The sequence below is a fragment of the Fimbriimonas sp. LA-C6 genome (assembly GCF_055398105.1).
On sequence record NZ_AP038796.1, the window covers coordinates 1,871,105 to 1,883,750 of the forward strand.

Sequence of the window (12,646 nt, forward strand, 5' to 3'; positions counted from 1 at the left end):
ATGAATCTCTTCACATACTCCCAAAGCAAAAGCTCCTCAGAAGCAGTCAAGCTCGGATCAAATGGCGGTCGCTTCATCGCAGGCGGGACCTCCCTTTACGACCTGATGAAGCTCGATGTAGAGCGGCCCGACACACTGGTGGATGTCAATGGCCTGCCCCTGAACAAAATCGAGAAGACCTCAGACGGTGGCCTCAAAATCGGTGCCCTCGCCCGCAACTCCGACGTGGCACACCACCACGATGTCATACAGAACTACCGTGTTCTCTCAGAAGCCATCCTCGCCGGTGCCTCCGGCCAAATCCGAAACATGGCAAGCACCGCAGGCAACCTCCTCCAGCGAACCCGTTGCGTCTATTTCCGAGACCCCGACGCTCCTTGCAACAAACGGGAACCCGGCTCAGGCTGCTCCGCAATCGAGGGTTACCACAAGAACCTCGCCATCCTTGGCGTAAGCGACAAGTGCATCGCCACCAACCCATCCGACCAAAACGTGGCCCTCATGGCCATCGGCGCAACCATCCATATCCAAGGACCAAAGGGAGCCCGAGCCGTGCCCATCAGCGATTTCTACCTGCTCCCAGGAGACACGCCACACCTCGAAACGGTCCTGCAAAAAGGCGATCTAGTCACCCACATCTCCCTCCCCCCGCTCCCCGGCGGAGCAAAATCCCGCTACCTAAAGCTCCGAGATAGAGCCTCGTACGAGTTCGCCCTAGCCTCAACGGCCGTGGCAATCTCACTAAAAGAAGGAAGAATCGACGACGTCCGCCTAGCAATGGGAGGCGTCGGCACGATCCCGTGGCGAGCAAAAGAAGCAGAGACCCTTCTAAAAGGCCAATCTCCCTCACCTGACATCTTCTCAAAAGCAGCCGAAGCAACCTTCCGCAACGCCAAGCCACACCCCGAGAACGCATTCAAAGCCGAACTCGGCCGCCGCTGCCTCGTACACGCCCTAACCATGGCCATGAAGGAGCAAGCATGAAAACCGTAGGCAAAGCCATCCCCCGCATCGACGGCCCGCTCAAAACCACCGGAGTGGCCGATTACGCTTCCGACCACCACTTCCCCGGCATGCTCTTCGCCGTCCCGGTAAGTGCAACCATCGCCAAGGGACGTATCGAAAAACTGGACGCATCTTTGGCCGAGAAAATGCCAGGCGTGCACGCAGTGTTCCATCGCGGCAACATGTCAAAGCTGTACCGGCTCGACCCCTCAGCCGGTTTCTTCGAAGCCTATCTGGACGAGCGTCGGCCTCCATTTGAGGACGACGAGATCCGCTACAAGGGCCAATTCGTCGCTCTAGCCGTCGCCGATACCTTCGAGCAAGCACAAGCCGCCGCCCGCGCAGTGAAAGTCTCATATCATGCCGAGAAACCGAACGTCGAGCCAAAGCTAGAAGCCGAAGGCACCCCAGCGGTCGTGAGTACTCGTGGCGATGCCACCAAGGCATTCAATGCAGCAACGGTCAAGGTCGACCATGTCTACACCACTCCGCCAGAAACACACGGCGCGATAGAACTTCACGCTACCGTGGCCGTGCCCGAAGGCGACTCGATTACGCTCTACGAGACCACTCAAGGCGTCGTCAACCACCGGAATGTGCTGGTCCAGCAGCTCGGCGTAGGTCAAGAAAAGGTGCGCGTCATCTCCAAGTTCTTAGGCTCAGGCTTCGGAGGCAAACTCTTCCCTTGGCCATACAGCCCACTCGCAGCAGCGGCAGCACGAGAGCTAAAGCGCCCCGTGAAACTCGTCTTAAGCCGCGAACAGGTGTTCCTCACCGCAGGCCATCGACCTAAAACCGAACAGCGTGTTCGCCTAAGCGCGACTCCCGATGGCAAGCTGACATCCATTCAGCACGATTACGTGAACATGACGTCCATCCTCGACAGCTACGTGGAGGGCTGTGGAGAGGCCACGGACTACCTCTACAGCTGCCCAAACGTGCACGTAACCAGTGGACTCGCCCGTCGCAACATCGGAAACCCCACCGCAATGCGTGGCCCAGGAGCAGTACCTGGCCTCTACGCCACCGAAACGGCCATGGACGAACTGGCCATCGCCCTAAAGATGGACCCGCTTCAGCTTCGGATTCTCAATGAGCCAAAGATCGACGAGGGCAAGAAACTTCCGTTTTCATCACGCCACTTGCTGGAGTGCTACGAGATCGGCGCAAAAGAGTTCGGCTGGTCCAAGCGAAACCCCGAAGTCGGATCGATGAAACAAGGCGAGCTCACCCTAGGCTGGGGCATGGCCGTCTGTGGATGGATCGCAGAGCGAATGCCCGCCGAGGCCACCGTCGAGCTTCGCGATGACGGCACAGTTAGAGTCGCCTGCGGAACCCAAGACATTGGCACCGGAACCTACACCATGCTCGCGCAAATCGCTTCCGAGCGGCTCGGCGTTCCGGTAGACCGAATCGAGGTCGTCCTGGGAGACTCATCCCTCCCACCAGGACCACTCAACGGCGGCTCCATGGCCACAGGCTCCGTAGTGCCAGCCGTCTTTCGGGCCGCAGATGGCGCCATCCAAAAGCTCTACGCATCAGCAGGTGCAACTCGCAACACTCCCCTCTCTGGCAAAACTCCCGACCAACTGGAGTACACCGAGGGCCGCGTTCACCTCAAAGGAAAAGACGCAAAAACGGGACTCCTATTCGGTGAAATCCTGAAGAACTCGGGCCAAAAAGCCGCCGTCGGTCGAGGCAAAGACGATGGCACCTTCGGCGCAAAAACCGAGGTCTCCCGCCACTCCTACGGCGTCCACTTCGTCGAAGTAACCTGGGACCCCGCAACCGCGAGACTCCGAGTCCCCAGAATCACCACAGTCATCGACGCCGGCCGAATCGTAAACCCCAAAACAGCCCGCAACCAAGTGGAGGGATCCGTCGTCATGGGCATTGGCATGGGCCTCTTCGAAGGCGGCGAATACGACCACAACGGCTCCCTAGCCACCGCCAGCCTAGCCGACTACGTTGTCCCAGTCAACGCCGACGTCCCCCGAGTAGACGTCCACTTCCTGGACTACCCTGACACCGCAGTCAACGAACTAGGCCTCCGCGGAGTAGGCGAAATCGGCCTAGCCGGAGTAGCAGCCGCCCTAAGCAACGCCGTCTACCATGCCACAGGAGTCCGAGTCCGAGACCTCCCCATCTCAATAGAAAAACTCCTCAGTTCATAACCAACCCCAAAACCTGCTGGGGCCCTCCCAACCTCCCCAGCAAGTTAACCAATCCATGTCCAAAGAAACGCGAAGGCCAAGGAATGCAAAGTTTAACAACAGAGCGCGGAGTGCCCCAATCGCAGCGCACGGAAACCAAACGGTCTCACTACTTTAAACACAACCCGTCCCACAAACTACGTCCGAATAGCTCTGAAGGAGCCGACCTATATCAGCCCAGGTCGAGGCAAAGCGCAGGCCTGGAAAAGCGGAACTTTAAAAGGGGCATCGACGAATTCAGCACTCATACGGAAACCATCACCGCCACTCCCCAGCCCCGAACGGGGCGCTCCGTCCGAGCGAAGGACAAGCGCAAGCGCAGTCCTGGTACCACCACACCCACAAATCCGAAGTGCTGTATGCACGCTCCTCATCCGAAAGGTCCAACGGACCGGCATACCAGTAGCCCATGGGCGGGATGCTGCAAATGCAGCACGAGAGCGGAAACGGAACAGCCCTTGCTTAAACAATCCCACAACCCACGTCCGGTAGCTCTGAAGGAGCGACCGATATCAGCCCAGGCCGAAGCAAAGCGCAGGCCTGGTAAAGCGCAGCCTTAAAACCAGGGGTGGGGTGCGGCGAATGCAGCACCAGGGCGGGAACGACACTGTCCCTTCCTCATAACGACAACCCATCGACGTTGGCAAACTGAACCAACGTGACCGAAACCCTCCGAAAGCCCTTCTCCCCCGAATTCTCCGGATTTTGGGGGAGAAGGGTTGGGATGAGGGGGAAAAACCTATCAAGCACTACACCAAACCAAACCAGCCGACTGCTCCACAGCGACGCCCGAAAGCGCCGACCGGCGCGACCTCATCCAAGCCTAGGTCAAAATGAATTGACTCCCTGGTAAAGCACAGCTTTAAACCATGGGGCGTGCTGCGAATGCAGCACTTGGGCGTGAACAAAACTGTCCCTTCCGTGCCGTTTTCTCCCAAGCTACGAATGGAGAAAAGATCGCTGTTCTGGTAACCAACCCACAAGTCCTGAAGGCACCCTCCCCATCCCACTCCGAAGCATCCCAAACGGGATGCCAGAAAGTAGCAACGGGTCGCTAGACCCGTTGACAGCTCTCAAAGAACCGCACCCCAAAGGGGTGCCAGAAGCCTCCAACCCTCAACGAGGGCCCAACCCTCCGAAACCTTCCAGAGCATCGACAGACCTTGAACCATAAGCCTCGACGTTCAGAGATACGCACGAAGGAGGGAATCATCCAAGACAAACCACGTCCAAAAGCGCCAACCGGCGCGCCCCATATAAGCCCAGGCTGGAGCGAAGCGCAGGCCTGGGAAAGCGCAGCTTTTTAAAAGGGGTGGGGTGCTGCGAATGCAGCACTAGGGCGGGAACGAAACCGTCCCTTCCTTATCTAGCCCACCTCCGAATCACAACTTTGAAAGTCCAGAGTGAGGGAGCGAAACCTCTCAAATGATCCAACGCTTCCAAAAGAGGCCGCCCTTCTGCAGGTCGACGACTACTTCCCGCCAGACTTAGCCTTCTCCGCATTCAACTTCGTCTGCTCCGCCCCAGCTGCCCCCTGCTTCACGTAATTGAGGGCAGCCTGCTTCTGTTCGGGCGTCATGTTCGACGCCTCAATGTTCTTGGTCGCGTTCTCGACCCGCGCTTGCGGGTCAACAGACTTCATGGGTGATGTATCAACTTCTTCAGGGCGGGAACACCCCATGACGACCAAAGCCGTCAACGAAAGCGATAGCCGAATGAACGATGTGGTCGTCATGGGGGTGCTCATTGTGTTTCCTAGAACGTAATGCCCTTGATGCGGACGTTCCTGCCGTAGTTGAGTTGGCCCCTCTTCATAGCCTTCGCATGAGAATCGAAGAAGGTGACATTTGCAGCGTCGCTATGCCGGAACCGGGGAAACGCCGTGCAGTCCTGTGGCCAAGACCAAGGGAAACCACCGTCGCAATTACCCTTCTGACCGGTCACGTAGTTGTAATTAGGTGCAGTGAACACAATGTCATTCGATACTTCAGACTGATCATCCCAGATGCCAGTCCACTCGATGGCACGTGTATCGAAACTCGAACCAGGCACGATGCCGTCATTAGCCGCACCTTTCTCAATCATCATCGCCTTCCCGGAAGGATCATCCACAATCGTCGCCGATCGCACCCCGGTACAAACGCTCGGATCAGCACCCATCCAGTTCAAACAGGCCGGAAACATGTCCGAGTGCACGCCATAGACGTTGAGCTGACCAGGCACCTTTTGCGTCGGACAAGAGAAGATCGTCCCAGGCCCGCCAGCAGCACCTGCATAGCCCAGTGGAACGTACTTGCCATTCTTGATATAAGGCAGCACCACCTCAGACCATTCATGCATGCCACCAGCAGCAGTAGCCCAACCAGCTCCAGGGCTGTAGTCCCAATAAGCCTGGCGCGGCAGCGTGTCATCTACATCATTCAAATACATCGCAAGACCGGTACCGATCTCTTTGACATTGCTAAGGCACTGAGTCTTCTTCGCAGCCTCCTTAGCCTGTGCGAAAACGGGAAACAAGATTGCAGCGAGGATCGCGATAATCGCGATAACAACAAGGAGTTCAATAAGTGTGAAGGCGTTCTTTGCTTTCATGAGTGTTCTCTTCAGTGAGTTCGTGGAGGGGCTGTGGACTCTCGAACATCAAGACCACAGTCGTAAAGAGTCGAGGTCGCGGTGGTAGGTGATGAACCTTCCTCCGCGGCACGGATGAGAGATAAAAGATGGCTAGTGGCCTCAAAAGCCATTCGCTCAACAGGTTGGTTGACCGAAGTAAGACGGGGCTTGGTGAACTCGCAAAGGGGTGAGGAATCGAATCCAACAACGGACACATCCCCAGGAACCGATACGCCCAACTTCGCACAGGACTCAAGCACAAACCCTGCGAGTTCGTCGCTAAAACACACCAGCGCCGTGTGCGGAGCATCTGGCTGCGAATACCTTGCAAGAATGCTGTGATCCTGAGGCAAAACAATCACCTCAGGCTCTGGAATGCCAACACGTTTGGCCGAGCTCTTAAGCGCCTCAGCGCGGGCCTGACCTTCCACGCTGTGCTCGCTAATTGGGTCAATCACGAATGCAATTCGTTCATGTCCCAGCCCAACCAGGTGCGAAACAACCCGCCGCATGGCCCCATCGTTGTCAGCACAGAAAGTCGGCACACCCAGCACTGTTCCTGGAGGCGCGTGCATCATTACAACAGGAACCGTAGCTTCCTGAAGAGCCACCGCAGCCTTGTCTGTGAAGTCAGGACGGCACCACAGAACCCCATCAAAACGACCATCCGAGATGAATACCGGATCCCCATCCCGAATCAATTTCGGGCAGAGCGCAAGGGTGTAGTCATGAGGGAAAAGTGCCTCCATCACGCCGTTCATCACCTCTGCACGGTAAGGGCTATGGGCAGTAAAACGACCAAATCTCTGGAACACAACCGCCACTTGCCCCGTCCTGCGGTTGCGCAGAGACCGAGCAACCGTGTTGGTTTGGTAGCGAAGTTCCCGGGCTGCCTGCCGAATTCTCTCGGCTTTTTCCTCGCTAACAGTGATCTTCTGACTGGTGCCATTCAACACCACACTCACCGCCATTGCGGAAACTCCGGCCCTCTCGGCCACGTCTCGGATTGTCGCTCTCATTTTTAATTTACCGGTAAATACCTTCTTCGAGCATTATCCGGCGGTTTTGATTTTTTGTATAAAAAAGTCGAGTTTTTCGAGAAAAACGAGACAAAACGGGCTACTTTTTCCCCATTTCGGTCGGAATGATCCCATTGCCTACCCCAAAAGCATTTATGGGTAAATATGAGAACGGCTCTTAGTTGAAGTCAAAGGTGACTATGCTCCTGTCTTTAATCGTCGCAGCAACTCTATCCACCCAGACCACCCCGCAAACCAGTACCTGGACTGCCGATAACGGAAACGGGACATTTAGCAATCCGCTCTTCTTTGATGAGTTCTCAGATCCCGACCTGATCAGGGTGGGAGACGACTACTATCTGACCGGTACCACCATGCACACCATGCCCGGTCTGCCGGTGCTCCACTCAAAAGACCTCGTCAACTGGAAGCTCCTGGGTTATGCCTTCGATAGGCTGGACTACGGTCCGCAGTTCCGGCTTGAAGAGGGGAAATCGATTTACGGACAGGGCATCTGGGCGCCCTGTATCCGCTACAACAAGGGCACTTTTTACATCTTCTCCAACGTGAACGGAAGGGCAACGCAGGTGTTTTCGGCCAAGAATCCGAGCGGACCTTGGACGCATCGGGAGATGAAAAGAGGGTTCCACGACCTATCCGTTCTGTTCGACGACGATGGGAAGGCGTACGTGGTTTGGGGTTATCGCGATCTTCATATTGCACAACTCAATAGCACGCTCGACGACATCGTCCCCGGCACGGAGCATACGCCTTTCGGGAAGGACTCCCTCATTGGCGAGGGGGCTCATTTCTACAAGATCGACGGAAAATACATCATCACAAGTGCCTGGTACGACGGTGGATTCCGAATGCCCTGCGCCCGTGCCAACTCCCCTTATGGCCCCTATGAAGTGAACCCTGCGATCAGCAAAGACGAGGCGTTCGGGTTGACTGCTGGGTATCGTCTTCGGCGAGACAAGCCGTATGTCATCGCACCGCCCAATCCGTCCGGCGGCCCCGAGTGGGCTTCCATGCACCAGGGTGGAATTGTCCAGACTCAGAAAGGCGAGTGGTGGGGCTGGTCCATGATGGACTCCAACTCCGTAGGACGTCTCACAGCACTTTCGCCTGTCACATGGAAAGATGGATGGCCCTATTTTGGACTGCCAGGCAACCTTGGTCGCACACCCCGGACGTGGATCAAGCCGAACACCGGCTTCAGTTCAAAGCCTTTAGCCCCCTACACTCGGAACGACGACTTTAATGGGCCGGCCCTTGCAAATGTGTGGCAATGGAACCATGCCCCAACCAACGACAAGTGGTCACTAACCGAACGTAAGGGGTTCCTTAGACTCCACTCCCTGCCTGCAACCGACTTCTTCAGTGCCCGAAACACGCTTACCCAGCGTGCCATTGGACCCGAGTCGATTCCCACGGTTGAGTTAGATGCATCTGGGTTGAAGGAAGGGGATATTGCGGGGTTGGGCCTACTGAACCATCCCTTTGGATGGATTGGGGTTCACCGCACTGCTGGTGGCTCCGAGATCGTGCAGTACGATGAGAGCACCGACACCACGGCCACCCAGCCCCTCAATGGAACTCATGTATGGCTGCGCGCTCATTGTGACTTCCTCACTGAGAAGGCAAGGTTCAGCTACAGCGTGGATGGAAAGAACTTTCAGGTGCTTGGCGGCGAGTTCACCATGGTGTTCCAGCTGCGGACGTTCCAGGGTGTTCGGTATGGGCTGTTCAGCTATGGCTCGGGTGGAGGATATGCGGACTTCACGCAATTTAAGGTCACCGAACCCCGTCCATCGGCGTTTACTCAGCCTATTCCCATTGGGAAAACGGTTCGATTTGAGAACCTAAAGGATCACTCTGTCTTGATCGTTAAGGGGAATGAGATCGTGTCCGTGCCTGCATCGGATCCGCTTGCCAGTTCGGCATCCGCGAACTTCAAAGTGCTGGACCGCAAGCTCGGCCGGGTAGCCATTGAGGCTCCTGATGGGCGGCTGGTTACGGTCTCAGGAGTGGATGTTTCGCTTGCCAAACCGGGGGCAACTGATTCGCAGTCGTTCCAGTGGACGGAGATGCCGCGAGGCGATTTGCTGCTGCTTTCGCTCAGCAGTCATCGGCATTTGAGACTCACTCCAGAAGGTGTATTGCGGGCCGATGAACCGGGTGCACAGTACGACCGGCAGAATGGGGCATCGTTCCTTTGCAAAGAGCCTGCAGAGAATCAAACAGGTGTGCCTGGCACAAACCCAATCCTACGAGACGCCTTCACAGCAGATCCCGCTGCGATTGTTTACAAGGGAACGGTTTACCTGTATACGGGCCACGACGAAGCCAAAGGCAAAGAGCTGTTTACCATGCGGAACTGGCTCTGCTACACCTCAAAAGACATGAAGAACTGGACTCCGCACGGGCCGCTTCTGTCTGTGAAAGACTTCAAATGGGCTAAGCAGGATGCGTGGGCGAGTCAGGTGATTGAGAAAGGTGGCAAGTTCTACTGGTACGTGGCCATCCAGCATGACGATACGAAGCCGGGCAAAGCGATTGGAGTGGCCGTTGCGGACAGCCCGCTTGGGCCGTTTCGTGACGCTCGTGGTTCTGCACTGATCACGGATGACATGACGAAGGGGCCATATCCGTGGGACGACATCGATCCGACCGTTTTCACCGATGCGGATGGCACCACGTGGATGTCTTGGGGCAATGGCACCTGTTACCTAGCGAAGCTCAAGCCCAACATGATTGAGCTGGATGGCCCCATTCAAAAGATTGATGTGCCCTACTACACGGAGGGACCCTGGCTTCATAAACGAGGGAATCTTTACTATCTCACTTATGCCGCTTTTGCGCATCAGGGAAAGTGGGAGAAGATCTGCTATGCCACCGCACCCAAGATCACTGGGCCATGGACTTACCGAGGCATCCTCACGGATCAAACCAAGGACAGCTTCACCATTCACCCGGCGATCATCGAGTTCAAGAAGCAGTGGTACCTGCTCTATCACAACGCCTCGCTGGTGCTGAATGGTGAAAGAGGTGCTGTTGGCAGAAGAAGCGTATGCTTGGAGTATCTCTTTTACAATCCTGATGGCACGATTCGGCCAATTACCCAGACAATAGAAGGCGTGAGTTTGCCGCCTAAAAAGTAAAACTTATCTTAAAACCCCTACACCAATATGCTCTATCTAGCCCTACTCCTTACCCAAACGCCGACGACGCTGAGCCTGGACTTGGCCGCCCCTGGCGTAGCTGTTAGCCCCACTCTCTATGGCCTTATGACGGAGGAGATCAACTTCTCTTACGATGGAGGGCTGTATGGCGAACTACTCCGTAACCGCAATTTCAAAGACAGTCCAAGAGTGCCCCGTCATTGGACTGCTGTGGGCGCCGGTTCCACAGCGGAACTCAATGCAGGCACGCTGCAAGTGAGAGGAGGAGTTGCCAATGAGGGTTATTGGGGAATTCCTGTTCGACCTTCGAGTTCCTACCGGCTCACGTTATATGCGAAGGCAGACGCAGCAGGTCCGATCTCTGCGAGCATCGAGTCCAAGGACGGGTCCACAGTTTATGCGCGGACGGAGATTAGTGGGGTCGATGGCGACTGGCGGAAGCTGAGTGCGACCCTCAAAGTTAGGTCAGGTGTCCAGCCTACGAAGGACGCGCATTTGGTTCTGCGAACGGGTGATAAGCGCACCACCATGCTGAAGTTTGCGTCGCTCTTCCCGCCTACCTTCAACCGCCGACCAAATGGAAACCGCCCCGACTTGATGCAGTTATTGGTCGACATGAAGCCGAAGTTCCTACGGTTCCCAGGTGGCAACTACCTTGAGGGCACCGCTCTTGCGGATCGGTTCCCCTGGAAGGACACTCTCGGACCGATTGAGGACCGACCTGGTCATAACTCTCCTTGGGGCTATCGTTCGACCGACGGAATGGGACTTCTGGAATTCCTCAACTGGTGCGAGGATATGAAAGCGAAGCCAGTGCTTGCGCTTTTCGCTGGTTACGCACTGAATGGCCAAGTGGTTAAGGCAGGACCTGAACTGCAAGAGCACGTTCAGTATGGGTTGGATGAGATCGAGTACCTGATCGGCGGCCCAGAGACCAAGTGGGGCGCTCAGCGCGCGAAAGACGGACATCCAAAGCCATTCCCTCTGGAGTACGTGGAGATTGGAAACGAGGACGGATTCGATCGATCGGGCAGCTATGAAGGTCGATTTGTTCAGTTTTACGACGCAATCAAGGCGAAGTATCCGAAGCTTCAAGTGATCTCGACCACCGGCGGCAAGGACTGGCTGGGCCAGAAATATCCTATTCGCGAGCGCAAACCAGATGTGGTGGATGAGCACTATTACTCCAGCACGTGGGAGATGATGGCGATGGCCACCAAGTACGATTCGTACGACCGCAAGGGTCCCAAGATCTTTGTTGGCGAGTGGGCTGCGCAGGACGTTCCTGAGCCTTGGAAGGACGTTTACGCTAAGGGACCGACCCCTAACATGAATTGCGCCATCGCGGATGCGGCGTTTATGACGGGTCTTGAGCGGAACTCGGATGTGGTGAATATGGCGTGCTATGCGCCGCTGCTGGTGAACGTGAATCCAGGTGGACGTCAGTGGGCAGTGAACCTGATCGGTTACGATGCATTGACCAGTTTTGGTTCGCCTTCTTACTTCGCTCAGAAGATGTTCATGGAGAGTATCGGGGACCGGACGGTTCCGTTGTCGCTCTCGGGTGTGCCGACACAGTCGAATGGGAAGGACACCCTACCGGGTCTTTTTGCCTCGGCGACTCGTGATTCGAAATCGGGCGCATTGTATGTGAAGGTTGTGAATGCGTTGGGTACCGACCAGGAGGTTGCCATCGATCTGAAGGGTGCTGATGTGTCGCCTGATGGAACGATGACGGTTCTGAGCGGTGATCCGAAGTTGGTCAATACGCTCTCGGAACCACGTAAGGTGGCACCCGTGACGAAAAAGATTAAGTTGTCCGGAGGGTCGTTGCGCCAGGTGTTCGTTGCGCATTCGGTGACGGTTTTGAAATTGCGCGTGCGATAGGGTTTGGGTGGCATCAGAGTGCGGAAGGGACGGTGTGCGTTTGAACGTAGACCGTGCCTTCAGCACTCTTTTTGTTTTGTGGGTGTATTCCGAGGGCTTACGCCGCTGAGCTTTTGTGATTTGGTCTTAGTTGGTGCTTCGTTCGGAGCGTGCCTGCAGCACTTGGGGTTGGTGGTGGTGGTGGTTACCAGGACTGCGCTTTCGCTTGTCCTTCGCTGGGACGGAGCGCCCCATTCGGGGCTAGGGAGGGTTGGTGGTGTTTTTGTCTGGGTCGTTTCACGGCCATACGTCTGCGTCGGGGAGGTGGTTATTCAGGATTGCGTCCTTCGCTCGCATGAAGCTGGGGCTTCGGTTGTGTTCTGATTTGTGAGTGGGGCATTCTGCGACTCCTTCGGAGTCGGGGGAGTAGTGTCGGCCACCCAGGGGTCTGCGACGCCCTGGCTATTCTCTGGCATCCCGTTTGGGATGCTTCGGAGCGAGATAGGGAGCGTGCCTCCAGCACTTGGGGTTGGGGCTGGTTTGGTTTCCAGGACTGCGTCCTTCGCTGGGACGGAGCGCCCCATTCGGGGCCGGGGGGTGGTCGTGTTTTTATGTGGGGCGTTCCACGGCCTTATGCCTGGGTCGGGGAGGTCGATATTCAGGATTGCTTCCTTCGCTCGCAGGGAACGCCTCCTTTGGGGCTTCGGTTGGGTTCTGAATTGTGAGTGGGGCTTTCTGCGACTCC

General features: G+C 56.3%; 8 protein-coding genes. 4 read left to right on the forward strand and 4 right to left on the reverse strand.

Translation table 11 applies throughout. The annotated features are described in order from the left end of the window. Together ACZ51B_RS08715 and ACZ51B_RS08720 are read left to right on the forward strand one after the other, a co-directional pair. Positions 1 to 984: an FAD binding domain-containing protein gene (locus ACZ51B_RS08715; protein WP_464296853.1), complete on the forward strand. Its 984-nt coding sequence runs from the start codon at positions 1 to 3 to the stop codon at positions 982 to 984. Beyond that, positions 981 to 3,179: a xanthine dehydrogenase family protein molybdopterin-binding subunit gene (locus tag ACZ51B_RS08720; RefSeq protein ID WP_464296854.1), complete on the forward strand. Its 2,199-nt coding sequence runs from the start codon at positions 981 to 983 to the stop codon at positions 3,177 to 3,179. Before ACZ51B_RS08715 ends, ACZ51B_RS08720 begins: the two co-directional genes overlap by 4 nt. 1,510 nt (positions 3,180 to 4,689) lie before the next feature. Here the strand turns inward: ACZ51B_RS08720 and ACZ51B_RS08725 are convergent. The 3 genes from ACZ51B_RS08725 to ACZ51B_RS08735 are packed head-to-tail and all read right to left on the reverse strand — an operon-like array spanning position 4,690 to position 6,850. Further along, positions 4,690 to 4,965: a hypothetical protein gene (locus tag ACZ51B_RS08725; RefSeq protein ID WP_464296855.1), complete on the reverse strand. Its 276-nt coding sequence runs from the start codon at positions 4,963 to 4,965 to the stop codon at positions 4,690 to 4,692. An 8-nt stretch (positions 4,966 to 4,973) separates the two neighbouring features. Beyond that, on the reverse strand, positions 4,974 to 5,810 hold the full coding sequence (locus ACZ51B_RS08730) for a prepilin-type N-terminal cleavage/methylation domain-containing protein (RefSeq protein ID WP_464296856.1): 837 nt from the start codon (positions 5,808 to 5,810) through the stop codon (positions 4,974 to 4,976). 11 nt (positions 5,811 to 5,821) lie between these two features. Continuing rightward, positions 5,822 to 6,850 carry a LacI family DNA-binding transcriptional regulator gene (locus ACZ51B_RS08735; RefSeq protein WP_464296857.1) on the reverse strand — a complete coding sequence of 343 codons (1,029 nt, stop codon included), beginning with the start codon at positions 6,848 to 6,850 and terminating at the stop codon, positions 5,822 to 5,824. A 200-nt stretch (positions 6,851 to 7,050) separates the two neighbouring features. On the opposite strand from ACZ51B_RS08735, the gene ACZ51B_RS08740 reads away from it, so the two are divergent. Together ACZ51B_RS08740 and ACZ51B_RS08745 are read left to right on the forward strand one after the other, a co-directional pair. Beyond that, complete coding sequence (locus ACZ51B_RS08740) at positions 7,051 to 10,014, forward strand: family 43 glycosylhydrolase (RefSeq protein ID WP_464296858.1); 2,964 nt, start codon at positions 7,051 to 7,053, stop codon at positions 10,012 to 10,014. Positions 10,015 to 10,041: 27 nt separating this feature from the next. Continuing rightward, positions 10,042 to 11,922 (forward strand): alpha-L-arabinofuranosidase C-terminal domain-containing protein, encoded by a 1,881-nt coding sequence (locus ACZ51B_RS08745; protein WP_464296859.1) that lies wholly within the window; start codon positions 10,042 to 10,044, stop codon positions 11,920 to 11,922. 311 nt (positions 11,923 to 12,233) lie between these two features. Here ACZ51B_RS08745 and ACZ51B_RS08750 read toward each other — a convergent pair whose 3' ends face one another. Further along, on the reverse strand, positions 12,234 to 12,377 hold the full coding sequence (locus tag ACZ51B_RS08750) for a hypothetical protein (protein ID WP_464296860.1): 144 nt from the start codon (positions 12,375 to 12,377) through the stop codon (positions 12,234 to 12,236). Positions 12,378 to 12,646 lie beyond the last annotated feature (269 nt).